The following is a 19,956-nucleotide window of genomic DNA, read 5'->3' on the forward strand; positions in this document are numbered from 1 at the left end:
TGGACGTGCGCACCAATAGACCAATAACAAAAATAGAGTTAGCAGACCTATAGCAGATATAGCATTGAGAGAAAATAATTATGGCAGGTAATCACACAAATCGTCCTGGGTTGCGGAAGACAAATAAAAAAGGAGCCCAAAAAGGCTCTGGTGGGCTGCGTAGACGTGGATTGCGTGGGAAAGGTCCAACACCTAAAGCAGAGGATCGTGTTTATCACGCAGCGCATAAGCGCAAACTTGAACGAGAGCGTCGTAATAGCGGACGCCATGTGCGCGCTGAAACAAATGAGCTTGTGGTAGGGCGTAACCCAGTCGTTGAGTGCTTGCGCGCCAAAGTCCCAGCCAGTGCTTTGTTTGTTTCTGAAGGAACAGCACACGACGACCGACTCAGTGAAGCGGTACACCTTGCTCATTCACGTGCGATTCCACTTATCGAGGTTTCTAAGTTTGAGCTTGATAAAATGACTGGAAATGGAATGCACCAAGGTATTGGGCTGCAGATACCGCCTTATAAATATGCTGAGGTGCATGATCTTATCGAGCAGGTTGCCGAGCGTGGCGAAAATGGCTTAATTGTCGTGCTGGATAATATCACCGACCCACGTAACTTAGGAGCAGTTATTCGTTCCGTTGCTGCTTTTGGTGGGCATGGTGTGGTTATTCCAGAGCGTCGTTCCGCATCAGTGACTGCTGTGGCATGGCGTACTTCTGCTGGTACTGCTGCACGATTGCCTGTCGCCAAGGCAACAAATATCACCAGAACGCTCAAGGAATTCCAACAAAACGGCTATCAAGTGGTTGGTCTAGATACTGGTGGTACAGACACCTTAGATACTTATGATGGTCGCGGACCAGTAGTGGTAGTAGTAGGTTCAGAAGGCAAAGGCATTTCTCGTCTTGTGTCCCAAACCTGTGATTCGCTCATCTCTATCCCGATGACAGACTGGGTGGAATCGCTCAATGCTTCAGTGGCCGCAGGAGTAGTGCTCAGCGAGTTCGCTCGACAACGCAGAATAAACTAACCCCAAGCGAACCCGCGATTCCACAATGGCAGCAGAGCAGTACAGCATAAGAAAGTAGCAATACGTGGCGAAAAAAACACAAAAAGTTTCCTTGGCATCACTTGCTGAGGAAATTGGTGTTTCCCGAACCACTGTTTCTAATGCCTATAACCATCCAGAACAGCTCTCACCACAATTAAGAAAGAAAATTTTTGCGGCGGCAAAACGTCGAGGGTATCCCGGACCTGACCCAATGGCAAGGTCTTTACGCACCAAACGAGTGGGGAGCGTCGGAGTGCTCCTTACCGAACACCTCAGCTACGCCTTTGAGGACAAAGCCTCGGTTGATTTCCTAGCCGGATTAGCTGATGCTTCCTCTGATTTACAAACCTCAGTCACCTTAATACCTGCCGACCCCCAAGGAACTGACAAAAACCATGCGATACAATTAGTCAATTCTGCAGTGGTGGATGGGTTTGTGGTCTATTCAGTAGCCCATGATGATCCATTTTTAGCTGCAGTAAGAATGCGCAATTTGCCTACTGTCATTTGCGACCAACCAGCAAACGTAGCCGAATTGCCTTTTGTAGGCATTGATGACAAAAAAGCCATTGCCCCCGCAGCCCAAGCACTCGTTGATGCAGGTCACCGCAAAATTGGTATCTTGTGCATCCGGTTAGATATCAGTGAAAACAATGGTCGAGTCAGCCTAGACAGGGTTTATAACGCCAGACACCATGTGCAGCAAGCTCGTATTTTAGGTGCCCTAGAGGTATTCACACAGGCAGGGATAGCAATAGAGAACATTCCGATTATTGAGCGCCATATCAATAACCGGCAGAACAACTTAGCTGCTGCCCAAGAACTGCTCGATAATCATCCTGAACTCAGCGCAGTGCTGTGCACCACCGACACGATGGCCTTAGCCGTACTAGAATACGCCCAACACAAAGGTTTAGTAGTACCGCAGGATTTGTCTGTCACCGGCTTCGACGGTATCAATATCGCCCTACTGCACAATCTCAGCACCATAATCCAACCTAATCGTGCCAAAGGCGCATATGCAGGAAAACGACTAGCCCATATGCTCCATCATGGCATGGACCACCAACGAGAACTACTAGACACCCAATTCCATGCAGGCGGCACTATCGCGGCGCCACGTGTGCTCTAAAGTAGCAATTATGGAACCTATGGAAATCAACGGTGGAAGATTCTACGCCCGCCCACTACACGACGACGATCGCATTGACGATACCCCTGCACTAGCCCTAATATCAACCGGTTTAACCCCACTGAGTGTGCCAGAACTTCGAGCTGCCTGGCATGAAGAAACCATGCTGAGTTGGGCAATCTGCGAACAAACCAATGTAGAAATGATCGGTCTTGCTATCTTGCACATAGGCGAAAACAAAAATGTACTAGACATTGTTCCCGTAGGTGATCCTAGGCGAGTGCTCCCCAATGACCCAGTCCTAGAACCTAAAACCGTCGGTGACGTGATAGAAATACGCGGCGCACTTATCCGCTGGGCACAAGCAATGGGCTATGACATCGCCGACAATGCCGACAACGCCGATTAACCCAGTGCCTGAGTACGCACCCCAGCCAACTGCGTGAGCAACTCTGCAACACCAGCAATATCAGCTACCCGAAGCCGCGCTGCGGTTTCCACCTGTGGATTGCCCACTTTAACGGAAAGGTCACCAGCACCAAGAACCGCAAAACCATCCTCATCGGTAGTATCATCACCCAAAAACACAGTAGCGCTTGCATCAAAATAGGATTGTGCCTGGCTAATCCAACTACCTTTAGTAATAGTAACTGCCGAAAACTCCACGATACTTTTACCAGGTTTGGCATGGATACCAGGAATATCAAGCTCAAGCGCCTCGGCCAGCAGCGCTGCCGCCCCCTTTTGGTCAGTCGCTTTAAGCGTATGGAGCACGCGATGGAATGGCTTATGCTCCACAAAAGCACCTTCTAACTTTTGAGCCAACTCCTCAAGTTTTTCACTAACCGCAGCTAAAGCCTGCTGCTGTGCGTCGTTAAGGCAGGGGCTGGCAAGAATATCTGCATAGGGTTCGCTGGTCTGGGCTCCATGAGAACCCGCGAGGACAAAACTTTTTTCACTAAAACCACTGGCAGCACGCAAACCATCAAGATCGCGCCCAGACAAAATAGCCACAGTGGTGTTGGGTAATTCAGCAAGCTGATGTAATGCTGCTGCTGCCTGTTGATTTACTGGTACTGTGGCAGGGTCGGTACTAAACCCTGCCAGTGTACCATCGAAATCTGATACCACAAGCAGTTGTTTAGTGCGTGCCAGTTCGTCGAGAGTTATGGGAGCCATAGCATTCCTTTGGTGGTTTAGTGTGTATTGATGAGTTTGATGGCGGGGGAGTCGAGCTTATTTTCTGGTTCCTTCGTGGAAGTAAGCAGCATAATATCTGGTTGCGGGTGGCTAATGGTGAACTTGCCATAGGTGAGCATTTCGACGATCGCCTCATGGAAGAACTGCACTTTTCCCTGACATTGCTGTGGATCAGTGTCGCGAAACTTAATATCGCTAATGCTGAGGCGTTGTGCCTGCTCTGGACGAGTGTTGTGCGAGTCGTTGTTGAAGCTCACAATGGCATTAAAGGGAGCACATCCGGTGAAACCTTGTACGGTGGTGCCGCCGAAGGTCATGGTCACTGCACCAGCTACTTCATCTGCTATTTCGCTTGGATAATCGGCTGTGGTATACACATTCGTGACCTGCCAGGTAGAGTCAGTGATTTTCTTCTCTGGCGCGGCGCAAGCGCTCAACGCGAGTCCCGCAATGAGACTGATGGCGGTGAGTAATTGTGGCTGTGAAAAACGAAGAACACGCATAAGTTACCTACATTAGCTACTGCGAGTATGTGCCGGGGTGAGTAAATCTAAAAAGGATGTTGCCCAGAGGTTGACATCATGCTCGCGCACTTGTTTATTGAGCGCTTTCATGCGTTCGACGGCGTTGCTCGGGTTGTGCTTGAGAGCATGAACCGCATTGACTAACTGGCGTTTGACGGATTCCATATCAAAAGGATTACACAAGAATGCTTCCGAGAATTCCTGCGCTGCACCAGCAAACTCACTGAGCACTAACGCACCGCTACCGTCGCTATGGCAAGCAACATATTCTTTGGCAACCAGATTCATGCCATCCTTGAACGGTGTGACCAGCATAATATCCGCCGTGGAATAGAGTTTAACCAGGTGTTTCTTTGGCAAAGATTGATGATAATAATGCACCACTTGTTTTGTGATACTGCCAAAACGACCATTGATACGCCCTACTGCTTCCTCCACCTCAGAGCGCGTTTTTTTATAATGCTCAATTCGTTCTCGCGACGGAGTGGCAACCTGCACAAAAAGAGTTTTTTCCGGATCGAGTGCCTCGGCTTCCAAAAGCTCCTCAAAAGCAAGCAGGCGCTGCAAAATACCTTTGGTGTAGTCGAGTCGATCCACGCCTAAGATAAGCGTTTCAGGATTACCTAGCTCAGCGCGCAATGATGTCTTATCTTCTTGACTGACATTGGTGGAAAGCAATGCCTCGACGTCGATAGAAATGGGGAAAGCGCCAACACCTACCGTGCGGTTATCGCTGGTAGTGATATGGGCAGTGATCTCACGAACACTTGGTTGACCAGTGACTTCAAGCTCGTCGGGCTGCCCAGTGTGCGAGCCAACGCCACCAGCGACTTGCTTGGTTAGCGCCAAAAAATTAGCAGCATTGGAAGGCAGATGGAAACCAATAAGATCCGCGCCTAGCAAACCGCGAATGATCTCTTCTCGCCAAGGCAGTTGGCGGAAAAGATCTGCCGGTGGAAAAGGAATATGGAGGAAGAAACCAATGGTGAGGTCAGGGCGTATTTGGCGCAAAATTCCTGGGACAAGTTGGAGTTGATAATCTTGCACCCACACGGTAGCACCATGAGCAGCGACGTCAGCAACAGCATGCGCAAACTTGAGATTGACATCGCGGTAGGAGGCCCACCAATGGCGATGATAAATAGGAGGAACGATGAGGTCGTGATAAAGAGGCCACAGCGTAGCATTAGAAAAACCTTCATAGAAGTTTTGGAAATCATGCTCGCTCAACCCCACAGGGTAGAGCAAAATGCCTTCATCGGTATAGAAAGGGTCTGGTACCTCTTGAGTGGTACCAGACCAGCCAACCCAACAGCCCTGTTGCTTTTCTAGAACAGGGCTCAAGGCAGATACTAAACCACCGGGGCTAGGGGAAAAAACACGATTTCCCGAAGCGGTAACAGAAATATCAACGGGTAGACGATTAGCTACTACGACGAAGGTGTTGTCACCGCTCACGAGAATCACGCCTTCTTGGTGCTCTTTTTAGTGGTTTTCTTGGTAGTTTTCTTTGTAGCTTTTGCAGCTTTTTTAGTAGTTTTCTTCGCGGCTTTCTTTGTAGCCTTTTTGCTTGCCTTCTTAGAGGTCTTTTTCGCAGCTTTCTTTGGGGCTTGTTTTTCCTCGTGCTCAGCTGCAACTTTACGGTAGCGCAAACCTTCTGGTTCCACTCCGAGCATACACATCAGTGTGACACCATCGAAGAAATCTTCTGCATAAGTGGCAACAATGCGACGCGCAGCAGCGGCTGTTTCCGCCTCGACAGCATGGAGAGTTTCTGCAGAGGCAGCGCGAGTATCAGTGACCTTAGGGGGCAAGGGTCCTCCTGTAGATTAAGAAAATGCAGTCTAGGTGGAAAATTATACTCTAAAATTAACCTTTTCGCTTATCCCAGCTAGAAAGGCTGGGCGTCGGCAGTGCATATCTGACTAAGTATCCTCCGGCGTATCTTCATCTTCACTCTCTTTACCAGGCGGCTCGCTAATTGCAACCGGGAGTGAATCAGCAGTGACCACCTTAAAGCTCTGAGTATCTGGGTGGGTGGGTTTATCCGCAGCAGCAAAATTATAGCGAGGGCGTCGACGCAACCCCTTATACCAGCTGCCTGAAAGCACACCATAGAGATTGATTCGAGGAGGGCGCTTAAGACGGCGCGCAACCCACTCACCAAAAACAACACCCGCAGCCAAGGCACAACAAATCGATAACGCCAAGCTCATATTGGTAAACCCAAGCAGCATTTGCTCATTGAGAGCGGTGTACATACCGCGATAAATCGACAGCCCCGGCATCATCGGCGTAATACCAGCGATAGCAGTAATAAGTGGGGGGATCAAAAAACGCCTAGCAAGCAAGCCACCAGCTAAACCAATCACACTCGCAGCAATTGCGGTAGCAGTAACCTCACCGATACCTGCAGGAATCAGAATGAAATAGTAGAGCAGAGAACCTGCCAAAGCCGTCATACCAGAAATAATGACGGAACTTATCTCGGCATAACACGCCAAAGCGAAAGCTGCCGAAGCAGCAGCTCCTGCCAGAGCTTTGGCAGTAGCAGTAGCATAATTTGTATGCGCGATTGTCTCTAGAGGCGGCAAGGTAATGCCAATGAGCTCAGAAAACTGAATACCAGCACCAACACCGGCGACAATAGCGCCAGTGAGGAGGAAAGTCTCAAAGAAACGAGCACTAGCAGTTACTGGGGCACCAGTAATACCGTCTTGGAGTGCTTGTACCAAAGTTAATCCAGCAAGCATCACGATGATACCGGCAGCAATAATATGACTGGGAATGATCTGTATGCCATGACGCACACCGATAGAGTAGGTAAGCGCAGCAGGTACAGTAGCGATGAAACCACCAAAGATATTTTGGAAAAACAGTGGCAGGGAGCGTCGGGAAAGCCAAGAGCTCAGTGAAATGATACAGAGCGAAATGAAAAAAGACACCAGTGCAGTAAGCGCAGTGCCGCCAAGCAGAATAGAAACGCACGCTCCTAAAGCACCCCAGCCCAGGGTAGAGGTTGCAAAACCATATTTTGCCGGTGAGCTAAAAAGTTCGTCGAGAATTTTGGTTGCCACATCCGGTGGAGTAGCACCAGCGTGAATAGATCGGATGAGGCGGTCGACCTCGCTGAGCTTGGAAAAATCTGTGGTCATCTTAGATACCACGCGGAACACACTTACTGGAGTGAGGTCAGCATCGCCAATGGTGGTGAAAATTGTGATGGTGTTGAGGGTGATGTCCACGTGGCAATAGAGCAAACCATACGAGGCTGTCACTGCGCGAATATGCGCCAAGGTATCGCGATTGGATGTGCCAGAGGAAAGCAAAATATCACCAATGCGAGCAGCAAGATCCATGACAGCTGCCACCTGACGAGGGTCGGTAAGATCAACAGGTGCTAGAGGTGATGGTGGAGGTGCCGCTTTAACTGCGTCGATCGTAGCTACCCGCCCACGACGATTGCCCAAAAAGTTTATTTTCACAGACGTTGAACCTCCTCTGCGTTATCTGAACTATCTGATGATTCCGACTTGGTCTCTTTTGCATTCCAGTGTGTTATGGCGTGACCATGAAAGCCACCAACAAAAGGCTGGAAATCAAACTACTGCCTACTAACCTAGCTATGATTGCTCTTTTTCGCTATCTCATGTTTCGATACATACCTTGAGAAAAGAAAAGGCAAAAATAGTGCTTTAACAAGGCAGTTGCTGTATATGCATGAAGTAGGTTATTATCTTCTTCGTGCTCTAAACGGCATGTGCTGGAGTGGCGCAATCGGTAGCGCAACGGTCTTGTAAACCGTAGGTTGTGGGTTCAAGTCCCATCTCCAGCTCAAAATTCCCAGAAGAAAAGTCTGCTGATTCTTCTGGGTATATTTGTATATCGGGGTTAGATTAGACAGTGGGGTTATTCAGGGATACCAAGGGAAGGCACCTCAGAATCTACTGGTATTTGCGTACAGATTTTAAGACGCTAAGCATGACGAGCCGCCAACCACATTCGCACCACTCGCGCCGCATCCCGTGCTCGCAAAGAAGGAAGATACGCATGAATAATCGCAAAACCAATAGAAGGCAACGCTAGCTCATCCTCATACGCCAGATTCCATGACTGCTCCTGCGGCTGAAATTTCTTCTTACTTGCCGCAAGAGTACGGAACCCATACAACGGTTCCAGTTCTTGGCCTACCCGATCCAAAATACTGCTCAACAAGGCAGAACTGGCACCCGCGGGTTCCGCATCACCTGCGCCTTTGGCGTGGTATGTGGCACCATCACCAGCCGCACCGGCAGTAGCTTGACGGGCGCGCTCAGCGCTATGCGTTGTAGACGCAAGCGGGGCACCAGACAAAGAAATCCACCCGCAACCCTGCTGCTTGGCAATAAGAAGCGCCTCGGAAATAAGCAACTCAATAGTCCCCTTGAAACCGTGGTCAGCACGGCGCATCATATCCAGCGTGTACCCGGCCAACACACCAGACTCATACACCGGCATCCACGAGGTCACACCATGCACCGTGCCATCATCACCCACAGCCAGCAACAAACACGTCCCAGGAACCTGTATCTCCTCCAGACCGCCCAACGTGAACCCCATCTCCGGGAGTGCCTTCTCGCTCACCCACTCCTCGGACAATTCCGCAATTCTTTGCCGCATTGTCAGATCCAACTGCTCCCAGGATGTCCACTGCGTCTGCACTCCTTCCTTAGCCGCTTTATTGCGTGCCGTGCGCACATTCTGGAATTTCTTACCCTTGAACTCCGTATTCTCCGTGCTCAGCAGTGCCTCCTCCGCAACCTCCAAATACTTAAAACCAGGGCGGATAAACGACGAACGCACCGAATACCACGCAGGTTTCAGTGCCTGAGCACGCGCAAAAACCTCAAACTCCGCAGCACATCCCATCGGATCCTCACCAACAGGTTCCCCCAATGTCAATGCCACACCATTACTTGCTCGATACGCCACATAAGTATTGCCCGCGGTATTGAAAAAATAACGATGCCCATCCCACAACGTCATAAAAGACACATGATCGCCACTACCGGACTCAAAAATTGCCCGAGCCTTCGCCAACGCCTCATCATGCTTCGGGTTAGCAGGTTGAGCAAACAACCGATACAACATCCAGGCAGCAATCAGCCAAAAAACCGTCCCCGTCCACTCATATAGCACCCACCCCAGCGTGCTATCCGGCACCAGAATATAAGGGAGCACAATAGCCACCACAGGCGGCAAGAAACGCAACGGTGCTTCATACAGAAGATCCATGACAGTGGCACCATCCAGGAAAGAATCCCGTACCAGATAACCCACCACCACCCACAACAGCACAAACACCAGCAGCAATGCACTCACACGCGTCACTACAGAAAGCAGCAAACGCGGGTGCTCACGGATCTGAAACGCCGAACGGTTAAACCACAACATACCCAAACACGCCACCCACGGCAGTACCGTTGCTGTGAGGCTAACCCCATACAAATTAACCCCATCCCAATGCAGGTACATCACCTGAAGTAACAGCACCACCATGATGACCACCTGGCCAATGGTGCTCAGTACCCATGCCAGGCGCCGCCCACGCAGCAAACCAAAACACAAAACCAACTGCAGCAGCAGCGGAATAAGATCTGCCACAGCAGGACCAAAACCATAAATACGGTTAAACGCCATAATGTCATGGCATAACGCCGAATTTCTATCGGAGAAACACGCCGCAGCCTCCTGATACGCAGACGCATCAGCCGTCCACATCAGCCGAGTGACAGAACTCAACGGCCCCACAGCATGAGGATTCAACGCAACCAACAAAGGGCTAATGGCAACAATGCTGATCACCAACGCCGTCAGCAGGCGTTTCTCCTGAACCGAGGATGTCAGTGTAGGACGTTCCTTATTCACAATCATGCCCACCGCAATGGAACTCAGTGCCGTGGTTGCCCCCAGCAAATCAGAGAAAGAACCGCCATAAAACACCAGTGTGAGGGTCAGGGACAGGAGGGATAAGCGAACGCGGCGTCGCCATAAACGAGGCATGAACGTCGATGCCACTCCAGCGCCACCAACGAAAAACCCAATGGGGGAGATATGCGGATGCTGGCGTAGCATATCGCCCCACGTCCACAGTCCCATATGCTCAATAGCGCGCGCCAACATCAAGGTCAAAGGGATCGACGCCAACTGCGCCACACACCCCGTCACAAAATAACGCACAGGACCCAACAACCGCTCCGCAGGAGCCGCGAAACACGCCATCAATGTCAGTGCTAACGCACCACCGAAAGAAGTGGACGCAAACCCTAGAGGTGTCAGCAGATCACCGAGCAGATGACCAGAGAAAATAGCCGCATACTTTTCCGGCAACTTCAGAATATTTACAGCCCACAGAATCCAGATAATGCCGATGAACGTATAACTAACAGGGTTCTTTCTAAACGCGAACATCAGAATCTTTTACTCCCACTGTGAATGAATGCTCCTCACATAAAAGATCAAATGGATAATCATCTAATCCTATCCCTATGCAAATTGGTCTAGGTGATGGAATGAGATAAAGAAAAAGTGTCCTTTCATTTGAGGAAAAAACCAGGCTATTTCTGCTTTGTGATTGCAATAATCACTAGAACCTAAGGTATTTGATTCCTATTTGGGGGGGCAAAGAAAAAGCATTGATGATTGTTGATAATCAAGATTATGCTCACTAATAAAAGTGTTGGATTTGATTGTGCACAGGGCATTTAGTTGTTTCCTGTTGAACATTCTGCCTTTTCTATTTCTCCATCGAGTGATGAGCACCATGCAAAGCGGAAGTAAAATTATGAGTGATTTCAAGAACTACAAGCAATCTGGTGTGGATTATTCTGTACTTGACCAGGTGAAAAGCGATGCTATCAATTTTGCAAAAAGTACAGTCGGCGCTTTGAGCGCTTTTGGCGCTAGCGAATATGGGGCTTCACGTGGTGCATCCGCGTACGTGATGAATATGCAAGGACTTAATCTTGCGATTGTTACCGAAGGACTCGGAACAAAATCGGTCATTGCAGAACAATACTTGCAACAGACGGGGCAGTCTCGTTTCCATGATATTGCTGTCGACGCAGTTGCTGCCATTGTGAATGATGTTATTTCAGTTGGTGCTTTACCTGCCCTTGTGACAGCGTATTTTTCTACAGGAGACGCAAGTTGGTATGAAGACTCAAGAAGATCTTTAGAATTACTCAAAGGTTGGCGTCATGCTTGCGAGTTATCACAGGCAACGTGGGGTGGTGGAGAGTCACCTGCATTGCCTGGATTAGTAGCCAAAGATGGTTTGGAATTAGGTGGAAGTTCAATTGGGGTTATTCCTGAAGGGATAGATCCTATTTTTGGTGATGCTATTCAACCAGGACAACAGATTATTCTGCTTAAAAGTTCAGGATTACATACTAATGGTGCATCATTAGCGCGTCTCGTCGCTAAGAAATTACCTAAAGGATTACTGACTACATTGCCCAGTGGTAGAGATTTTGGCTCTGCCTTGTTGGATCCAAGCATTATTTATGTGAAATTTGTGAAGGAAGTGTTAGCTGCTGGTATTCGTCCTTCTTTCCTTAATGCTGTTACTGGTCATGGGTTGATGAAAGTCATGAGAGGGAAGTCCCAAGTAAAGTTTGTGATTGAAGATTTGCCTGAAGTACCCGAGGTACTTGAAACAATGGTGGATGTATTGCAATTATCAAAGCAGGAAGCATATTCCACACTCAATATGGGGATCGGATACATATTGACAGTTGATGAGGATTGTGTTGCTCAAGTTTTGCATCTAGCTGATCTTCATGGTTACGGTGCTATCCATGCTGGATATGTAGCAGAAGGAAAACGAGGTGTAGTTGTGCCTAAATTTAATATCGAATATCTTGGTGAAGATCTTAAGTTTTCCTAGAAAACATTGGAAACCATCGCACGAACATAGGGTTGTGCAGTCCCTTACGCCCTCACTTGGCGAGCCAGCCATTCGCCAAAGACTGTTCCTGCTGATAAGGCAGTTGCTGTTACTAAAGCAAGAGTGAGGTTTGAGAAACCGACAATGAGTTGTTCGTGCGAGAGCGCGTACATTCCGCGGTAAATTGTCAATCCAGGTAATAGTGGGGTGATTCCTGCAATGGTGATGATGAGCGGCGGTACGCGGTAGCGTCGCCCGAGTAAGCCACCAAAGAATCCGATGAGTACGGCCATGATTGCTGTTGCGGAGATGGAGTCGATACCCAGGGGGATAAGGCAGAAGTAGTAGAGGCTTGACCCCAAGAATGCTGTTACTCCAGAGAGCATTATTGAAGGTAAGTCGCCGTGACAGACGCGGGCGTAAGCTGCGGTTGCGATGACGCTTCCTGCCACTCGTACCGAAGTTGAGGAGAAATTGGGCGGGGCAATGGTTTCCATTGGGGGAAGACTAAAACCAATGGAATTAGATAATGCGATGCCTATCCCTACTCCTGCGACGAGCCCGCCTGTGGCTATAGCGGCGTTGAAAAATCCTGCGTTGGCAGTAATGGGGGAATGGCTTACACCATTTTGGAGTGCTTGAACAATGGTCAACCCAGCGAGCATTGCGACGATAGAGGTTGCAATGATCATAGAGGGGCGAATAGATATACCTGCAGCATCGGCATATCGGTAGGATATTGCTGCTATTAAAGAGGCGAAGATGCCACCAGCAGTGTTCTGAAAGAAAGGCGGTAGTCCGATTTCAGAGAGCTTTGCCAAGGTGTAGACGATAATAGCTCCTGCAAACATGGATATTGCTGCTACGAGTGCGTCACCACCGATGAGCATGGCAACTGATGCACACATGATAGCCCAGGAAGTGCTCACGCCGAGGATTCCTTGTGGTGGTGGAGTGCGAACAATATCGTCGAGCCTTTTGGTAGCTTGTGCAGGTGTGGCTTTTGCTGCGTGAATGTCTCTGATGAGTCGATCGACTTGAATGAGGCGGTCAAAGTTTTCCGCCTCAGGTTCGATGACGCGCACATGAACAATGGGTTTATATTGTTCTGTGTTGCTGAAATGTGCGTATAGGTGGATTTTCTTCATGGTCATATCGATATGAACATCGCTAAGACCATATGATTCTGTGATAGCCCGAGCCTGTGCTGCGGCATCACTATTGGTGGTGCCGCATATAATGAGTATTTCACTGATGCGGGCGGCTATTTCTAGCACTTCAGAGATTTGAGCGGGGTCAGAATAATCAACAGGTGCGATGGGGGATAGTGGTGCTTCAGCAGCCACGTCAATCGTCGCTACGCTGGGTTTATCGTCGTGTCCTCTGCGCCAGAGGGTACGTAGCGCTCCGATAAACCCGGGGCGTTTGCTTGGTGCATTGTTGATTAAAGACATAGCAGCTCACACCTTACCGCATTGTGGTTTCGCAGTGTTTTTGAGGGGCGGTAATGCTGCTTTGGCATTGTTTTGTCATTGTATAGTTATCCTCCGAGCACAATGCCTTCGCGCCGTGGGTCAGCACCACCAATGATATGGCCGTCGGGATCACGGATAAGTGCAGATAGGCCACTAGATTGTTCTTTGGTTGATACGCTATGACCGCGTTGTTCTAACTCGTTAATGAGTTTTGTTACTTCTGGATTATTCGTCGCAAGTAGTGGATGTTCGCCGCCTATGCCTGTTTCTGGAGTATTGCGGGCACCAAAGTCTGGTGAGCTGATTGCCTGTTGTGGATCCATTTTCCAGTCGAGCACACTGATAATGGTTTTAATAACAAATTGTGGGATAACCGCACCACCTGGTGAACCAACCACCATGTACACTTCACCGCGATCATGATTGTCCTTGGCATTGAAGATAATCGTAGGTGACATGGAAGACCGTGGGCGTTTTGCTCCTTCTACTCGGTTGGCAATGGGGACGCCCTGTTCGTCGAGGGGCTGTGCGCTAAAGTCGGTCAGTTGGTTGTTTAGTAGAAACCCATCCACCATGTGGAAAGACCCGAAAGCAGCTTCGACGCTTGTAGTCATGGAAGCAGCATTGCCTTGTGCATCGATGACACTGATATGGCTTGTGCCATGTTCTACTAGATCCTCTGTAGGGGCAAGTTCACTATCAAAGGTACCTGCTGTGGCGGTTCCCATTGACTTTTCTGGATTGATGAGCTGATAACGCTGTGCAAGATAATCGGAATTGAGTAGCGCATTGGCATTTCCACCTGGCAGTGGCGCAAAAGCTGGGTCGGCTATATACGCATCACGATCTGCGTAGGCAAGACGCTCTGCTTCGCTGATAAGGTGTAGGGCTTGTGCTGAAGGTAATGCACCATCTAGACCAGTTTTTTCTGGGGCAAGCGCTGCGAGATCCGCGTTTTCTAAAATTCCTAGTGCGCTTAGCACCGTAATGCCACCTGAACTTGATGGTGGTGCACCGCAGATGATTTTATCGCGGTATGGTGCACATACTGCTTCCTGTTCGATGGGAGTATAAGCTGCGAGATCAGCAGTAGTGAGTGTGGAAGGAGTTTTCCCACCTTGATTACTTGTTGCTTTATCGACGATATCCTTTGCTAATTCTCCGGTATAGAGTGCTTGAGCTCCCTGGGTTGCCAATGTTTCTAGAGTGTGGGCATAAGCTGGATTTTTTAATATTTCGCCTGTGGTTTTGGGGCTCCCATCCTCGTGTAGGAAATAAGCAGCTGCTTCAGGATCACTGGCGAGGTCTTGTGCATTATCGGCAATGCTTGTTGCCATTCGTTGACTAATGGCAAAGCCGTCTTGAGCAAGAGCGTGAGCTGGTTGGGTAAGGGATTCCCATGATTGTTGACCGTATCGCTGGTGCAATTTATCTAGAGCAGCGACAATGCCTGGTACTCCTATTGATCTTCCTGAGCGGCGTGCATCTGGTTGCGCATTAAGTAGGTAGTCGCCTGTTGCATTTACTGGTGCTGTTTCTCTGCCATCGATAGCGATGAGTTTTCCGCTCGCTGCATCGCTATAGAGGATGTATCCTCCTCCGCCAATTCCAGAGGATTGTGGTTCCACTAAACCTAGGGTAAATTGTGCTGCGACCAGTGCATCTGCTGCACTTCCGCCTTTGCTTAGTACATCGCAAGCTGCTTTAGTGGCCAGAGGGTTAGCGGTGGAAACGGCGAAATTCTTGGCATGAGTTGCGGTGAGATTGGTGCGAAAACCTGTAGCGCTTTCTGGCATGGTTGCTACTTCTGTTGTTGCACCATTGCCTTTTGCTGCATTGTCGGTTGTGTTTTCTGCAGATATGGAAGTTGCTGCAAAGTTTGCTGATTCGGGGATTTGGCAGCTGACATAATTAACCTGCTTATTGGCAGTATTTGTTGGTGTAGCACTATTTGTGGAACTAGGAGAGCTACAGGCTGCCAAAGATACTGTCAAAGATACAAGGCATCCTAGAGAGGATGCTATTTGCGCAGTATGTGTTATGCGCGTGGGCGAGAGAATGCGGGAGAGTATTTTCATGCACATATTTTAGACCTATTCTGTGATAGGTATATGGGATAGGGATAACAACCTGAATCTAATTGCTGGGTGGTTATTGCACTCGACTTACTGAGTTTCTTCAGAAAGTAATTCTTGTGCTGTATCAATGAGTTTTTTGCGCTCTGTACCATTGAGTGAAAAAGGGCTGATGTAATCGTGAATCCATAGTCCAGCTGCAATGAGATGGATGAGGTATTTTTTGGGTTCACTGTCAATAACATCACGAGGAAATGCCCATTTCTCTAGTATTTTCTCCCATGTTTTTCGATACTCAGGGACGTTGGTGGCGTCGAGAGTAAGGAGCAAATCGCTTAAGGATGCGTGTTCGGAAAAAACTTCTAGACTTGCCAAAACACGTTGTTCTACTGTTGATTCTGGCAAAGGAACGTCTAAGGCATCAATAAGTTGTTCTTCCCAGCTATGTGCTAGATAATCATTGATGTCTTGCAGCATTGCGTGCCTTGATGGGAAATGGTAAATCAGACCAGATTTTGACATTTTTGTGGCTTGGGAAAGCGAATCATAGGTGAGTGCTTCTAGCCCTTCTCGCTCGATGATGTCGATGGCTGTGGTGATGAGAAGTTCTTTTTTACTCGTGCGCATATTCTGTCTCCTTGGGATTGCCATTGAAGAAGATGAAAGTTCCAATAGCAGTGGTAGCTGCGATAATTGCTGTGATGATGAGAGTTGTGGCGTAGGCACTGTCAATGGCTGATGCTGCTTGCATACCACCTGCATCCATAGAATGAGCCACGGACTGAGGTGCACGTAATGTGTAGAACATGGACATAAGTGAGCCCATGAGAGCTACTGATAATACAGTGCCGAGTTCATAGGAGACTTCTTCCATTGCGGAAGCCATCCCTGATTGATGTGCTGGTGCAGAGCCGATAATGGCAGTGGAGGCAACTGACATAATCAGCCCAATACCAAATCCAGCTGTAATGAATCCAAAGATAAGTAAAGCGAAAAGGTTATTCCATATGGCATAAACGCCAAGGAAAAGCCCAAGTGCTACCAGAGCAAAACCACCAGAGATGATTGGTCTAAAGCCTATTCTGTGGAGATTAGCTCCGCCCAAAATGGATGCAGGAAAAGCTGCTAGAGCAATGGCAGCGGTAATGAGTCCGGCTTGGAGTGGACTAAACCCAAGAGCAATTTGGAAACGCTGAGTAGTGAGTAACTCTGTTCCGGCAACAATAAACATGGAAAGAGCTGCGCTTAATACTCCGATACTAAAAAGGCGATTACGGAAAATATCAAAGGAAAGTAAAGGGTTTACTAGGTGTTTCTGTCTGTGAACGAAAGCCCATGAACTGACGAGAGTCAGTAATGCTGAGCCAGTAATGTATAGGAGATTAAGTGGAAAATGGGTAAGTTCTTTAATGAAAAATACGAAACCGGTCATAGCGAGCATTGCCCATATGGAAGATAAAAAGTCCCATGATTGTTGTGGATCTGCTTGGTTTTCAGGAGCGAAGATATGCGTGGAAAACAAGGTAAGTACCACGATGGGGATATTGATGAGAAATACTGATCCCCACCAGAAATTTTCTAATAGAAATCCACCAAGAACAGGGCCTGCGGCTGCTCCTATGGTTGCGATAGAGCCCCAAATGCCAATTGCTGTATTGCGTTCTTTAGGGTCGATGAACGTAAGACGGATGAGGGCTAGGGTGGCTGGCATGAGTGTGGCTGCGCCAAAGCCTAGTAGTGCCCGTGCAGTAATGAGCAGTTGTGCGTTAGGAGAAAAAGCGGCAATGAGTGACGCGATGCCAAAGATGATGAGGCCAATCTCAAACATCCGTCGGTGGCCAATTTTATCTCCTAAAGTACCGGTACCGATAAGTAAACCTGCTAGGACCAGAGGGTAGGCATTGACAATCCATAATCCTTGGAGTTCTGTGGTGTTCAAGGATTCTCTTAAAGTGGGCAGTGCACTAAAAAGAATGGAATTATCTGCAGAAACCATGAATAGTCCTAGGGAAACGATGAGGAGGAAGATCCATCGTTGCGATTGTGACGTTTTCTGCATATATTGAACTGTACCGAACATACGTTACAGTTTTCAAGTCTTAATATTCACAGGATTTTGACAGGACGGTACAAGTATTTCGGCAGTGGGGGAGGGTTGAATGAAGGGGAAACTCCGCCAGCGCAATGGTCAATGCTTTAGCTGAGCATTTGCAGTATTTATAGTTATAGGAAATTAGAGGACAATGGAAAACATGAATGAAAGATCAACTCGGGTACTTGTTGTCGACGATGAACCTAATATCGTAGAACTGCTCACTGTTAGTCTTAGGTTTCAAGGTTTTGAGGTTGCTACCGCTAATTCTGGTACCCAGGCACTAGAGGTAGCGCAAACATTTCAGCCGGATGCTTTCATACTAGACGTCATGATGCCTGGTATGGATGGTTTCGAGTTATTACCTAAATTAAGGGCACAAGGTCTTGATGGTCCTGTTTTATATCTCACTGCAAAAGATGCAGTAGAAAACCGTATTCATGGTTTGACTATTGGTGCTGATGATTACGTCACCAAACCTTTTTCTCTGGAAGAAGTTATTACACGTCTGCGGGTTATTTTAAGGCGCGGTGCCAGTGTCGAAGAATCACAAGAAGATGAAGCAACCTTGGTGTACGAAGATTTAACGCTTAACGACGATACTCATGAAGTAACCAAGGCGGGGCAATTGGTGGAGCTGTCACCAACAGAATTTAATCTCTTGCGTTTCCTCATGTTGAATGCGGAAGTAGTGCTTAGCAAAGCAAAAATCCTGGATAACGTGTGGCATTATGATTTTGGTGGTGATGGTAACGTGGTGGAATCCTATATTTCTTATTTGCGCCGCAAAGTCGATACCTCAGAGCCAGCATTGATTCACACTGTGCGTGGTGTGGGTTATGTCCTGCGTAAACCACGTGGGTAGGACGATATTACTTAGGCTGTGATTCAAGACTGAGAAAAGGCAATAGACTTTGGTTGATAAACACTTTTCCCGTGCTGTTGATACTGCAGATGTGGTGGCTGATGAACCTGAGCGCACTTCACCACAGTCTGCCCCTGAAATAAGCTCCAAACGGACTAGACGTTCTAAGTTTAGAAAGTATCGATTCGGCAAAAATAAGGGTATGCCGATGAGTAACATTCTTGTACTCATTATTATTGCTATTTCTGCTATTGGTTTAAGCGCTAGCGCTATAGCAGTACAAACCACTATCAAGGGTGTTATCTATAACAGTGTTGATGAAGATCTCAACCGATCAATGGACAGTTGGGCGGTAAGTTTAGAGATATTTCACGATCTCCAACAACAAGCCGTGGCAAAGGTAAAACATCCTCCCAATGATTTTTATCTTGCCTGGATTTATCCGGATGGTTCAAGTGCAGAAATCAAAGGTCATAATGGGGAAAGTAAACCTGATTGGTCACAAATACATGTAGGCAGTGCCCCAGTTAATGTACCGTCTAGTGCAGATTCTGCAGATTCCGTGCAATGGCGTGTCATTGCCAGGGAACGCAACGGTATAACCGTCGTGGTAGCAAAAGATGTCACCCAAGAAACGATGATTCTCCAGCGCTTAGCGTTAGGGCAGTTCATTATTGGGGCAATAGTATTAGCGCTTATTGCGATTGCGGCGTTTTATATCATCAAACGCACATTCCGTCCGCTTAAAGAAGTCGAAGCAACAGCTACAGCTATTGCGGCTGGTAACTTGGATCGTCGCGTGCCAGAATATCCCATCAATACTGAGGTTGGTTCTCTATCTGCGTCGCTCAACATCATGATTGAGCAACTACAACGCTTGATTATTGAACTACGGGACAAAGAAGAGCAGATGCGTAGATTCGTCGGTGATGCCTCTCATGAATTGCGTACCCCTCTGACCAGTGTAAAAGGCTATGCTGAACTCTACCGTACTGGTGCTACCACAGATGCACAGCTTGTAGTGGACAAAATTGAAAAAGAAGCCAGTCGCATGAGCGTTTTGGTGGAAGACCTTTTAGCGCTGACTAGAGCAGAAGGAATGCAGTTTGAGGAGAAACCAGTTGATCTATTAGAACTTAATCTTGCATTGGCTAATTCTTTGCGTGCGACCTATCCACAACGCAGTATAGATGTTTCTACCACTATGAATGAGGTTCCGCTTGTTCTTGGTGATGCCTCACGGCTGCATCAAGTGTTTAGCAATTTGATTGTCAATGCTCTCAAACATGGCGGCGAACAAGCTGAGGTGCGTGTTGTGCTCAGAGAAGGAAACCTAGGTGATAATCCAGCTATTGTTGCAGATGTCGTTGATAATGGTGTGGGAATGAATGCGCAGGACGCGGCTCATATTTTTGAGAGATTCTATCGTGCTGATGTATCGCGTACTCGCTCCACCGGCGGATCTGGGCTGGGCCTTGCGATTACGAAATCGCTCGTGGAATCCCAGCACGGGGAAATATCAGTGCTCAGTCAACCTGGGGTGGGAACCACGTTTAGAGTCGTGCTCCCACGAGTTATCTAAGCTTATCTAAGCATCGTATAAACGCTGTGCGCTACTTACGC

The 19,956-nt window shown here is 48.2% G+C and carries 16 protein-coding genes and 1 tRNA gene; 7 read left to right on the forward strand and 10 right to left on the reverse strand.

What is annotated here, in order from left to right; translation table 11 throughout:
• Positions 1-80: 80 nt before the first annotated feature.
• The 3 genes from rlmB (at position 81) to EML15_RS05465 (ending at position 2,584) form a co-directional block, all read left to right on the forward strand.
• Complete coding sequence (rlmB, locus tag EML15_RS05455) at positions 81-1,022, forward strand: 23S rRNA (guanosine(2251)-2'-O)-methyltransferase RlmB (protein WP_144273834.1); 942 nt, start codon at positions 81-83, stop codon at positions 1,020-1,022.
• 64 nt (positions 1,023-1,086) lie between these two features.
• Positions 1,087-2,175, forward strand: coding sequence for a LacI family DNA-binding transcriptional regulator (locus tag EML15_RS05460; protein ID WP_185967184.1), 1,089 nt, complete (start codon positions 1,087-1,089; stop codon positions 2,173-2,175).
• A gap of 10 nt (positions 2,176-2,185) precedes the next feature.
• Positions 2,186-2,584, forward strand: a complete 399-nt coding sequence (locus EML15_RS05465; protein ID WP_144273835.1) for a hypothetical protein — start codon at positions 2,186-2,188, stop codon at positions 2,582-2,584.
• On the opposite strand, the gene otsB is transcribed toward EML15_RS05465, so the two are convergent.
• From otsB to EML15_RS05490, 5 genes are all read right to left on the reverse strand, one after another.
• A complete protein-coding gene (otsB, locus tag EML15_RS05470; protein WP_144273836.1) occupies positions 2,581-3,354 on the reverse strand; it encodes a trehalose-phosphatase in 774 nt (257 codons plus the stop codon). The two genes, EML15_RS05465 and otsB, sit on opposite strands and share 4 nt — an antisense overlap.
• Before the next feature lie 17 nt (positions 3,355-3,371).
• Positions 3,372-3,878, reverse strand: coding sequence for a hypothetical protein (locus EML15_RS05475; protein ID WP_144273837.1), 507 nt, complete (start codon positions 3,876-3,878; stop codon positions 3,372-3,374).
• A 12-nt stretch (positions 3,879-3,890) separates the two neighbouring features.
• A complete protein-coding gene (locus EML15_RS05480; RefSeq protein ID WP_144273838.1) occupies positions 3,891-5,357 on the reverse strand; it encodes a trehalose-6-phosphate synthase in 1,467 nt (488 codons plus the stop codon).
• A gap of 5 nt (positions 5,358-5,362) precedes the next feature.
• Positions 5,363-5,713 carry a hypothetical protein gene (locus EML15_RS05485; protein ID WP_144273839.1) on the reverse strand — a complete coding sequence of 117 codons (351 nt, stop codon included), beginning with the start codon at positions 5,711-5,713 and terminating at the stop codon, positions 5,363-5,365.
• A 111-nt stretch (positions 5,714-5,824) separates the two neighbouring features.
• Complete coding sequence (locus tag EML15_RS05490; protein WP_144273840.1) at positions 5,825-7,384, reverse strand: threonine/serine exporter family protein; 1,560 nt, start codon at positions 7,382-7,384, stop codon at positions 5,825-5,827.
• Between the two features lie 277 nt (positions 7,385-7,661).
• Here EML15_RS05490 and EML15_RS05495 point away from each other — a divergent pair.
• Positions 7,662-7,734 (forward strand) — tRNA-Thr (locus tag EML15_RS05495).
• Positions 7,735-7,874: 140 nt separating this feature from the next.
• Here the strand turns inward: EML15_RS05495 and EML15_RS05500 are convergent.
• On the reverse strand, positions 7,875-10,349 hold the full coding sequence (locus EML15_RS05500) for a DUF2156 domain-containing protein (protein WP_144273841.1): 2,475 nt from the start codon (positions 10,347-10,349) through the stop codon (positions 7,875-7,877).
• A 373-nt stretch (positions 10,350-10,722) separates the two neighbouring features.
• Here EML15_RS05500 and EML15_RS05505 point away from each other — a divergent pair, with 373 nt between their 5' ends.
• Complete coding sequence (locus EML15_RS05505) at positions 10,723-11,826, forward strand: AIR synthase-related protein (protein ID WP_185967185.1); 1,104 nt, start codon at positions 10,723-10,725, stop codon at positions 11,824-11,826.
• 44 nt (positions 11,827-11,870) lie between these two features.
• Here EML15_RS05505 and EML15_RS05510 read toward each other — a convergent pair whose 3' ends face one another.
• From EML15_RS05510 to EML15_RS05525, 4 genes are all read right to left on the reverse strand, one after another.
• A complete protein-coding gene (locus tag EML15_RS05510; protein WP_144273843.1) occupies positions 11,871-13,280 on the reverse strand; it encodes a threonine/serine exporter family protein in 1,410 nt (469 codons plus the stop codon).
• 86 nt (positions 13,281-13,366) lie between these two features.
• Positions 13,367-15,379, reverse strand: a complete 2,013-nt coding sequence (gene ggt / locus EML15_RS05515; protein WP_144273844.1) for a gamma-glutamyltransferase — start codon at positions 15,377-15,379, stop codon at positions 13,367-13,369.
• Positions 15,380-15,466: 87 nt separating this feature from the next.
• A complete protein-coding gene (locus tag EML15_RS05520) occupies positions 15,467-16,003 on the reverse strand; it encodes a TetR family transcriptional regulator (RefSeq protein ID WP_185967186.1) in 537 nt (178 codons plus the stop codon).
• Positions 15,990-17,435, reverse strand: a complete 1,446-nt coding sequence (locus EML15_RS05525) for an MFS transporter (protein WP_246858136.1) — start codon at positions 17,433-17,435, stop codon at positions 15,990-15,992. The genes EML15_RS05520 and EML15_RS05525 overlap by 14 nt, the downstream gene beginning before the upstream one ends.
• Before the next feature lie 184 nt (positions 17,436-17,619).
• On the opposite strand from EML15_RS05525, the gene EML15_RS05530 reads away from it, so the two are divergent.
• Positions 17,620-18,333, forward strand: a complete 714-nt coding sequence (locus EML15_RS05530; RefSeq protein WP_144273846.1) for a response regulator transcription factor — start codon at positions 17,620-17,622, stop codon at positions 18,331-18,333.
• A 49-nt stretch (positions 18,334-18,382) separates the two neighbouring features.
• Positions 18,383-19,915, forward strand: coding sequence for a HAMP domain-containing sensor histidine kinase (locus tag EML15_RS05535; protein ID WP_246858137.1), 1,533 nt, complete (start codon positions 18,383-18,385; stop codon positions 19,913-19,915).
• Positions 19,916-19,956: the final 41 nt, after the last annotated feature.

The sequence above is a fragment of the Corynebacterium sp. sy017 genome, assembly GCF_017918135.1.
Taxonomy (GTDB): domain Bacteria; phylum Actinomycetota; class Actinomycetes; order Mycobacteriales; family Mycobacteriaceae; genus Corynebacterium.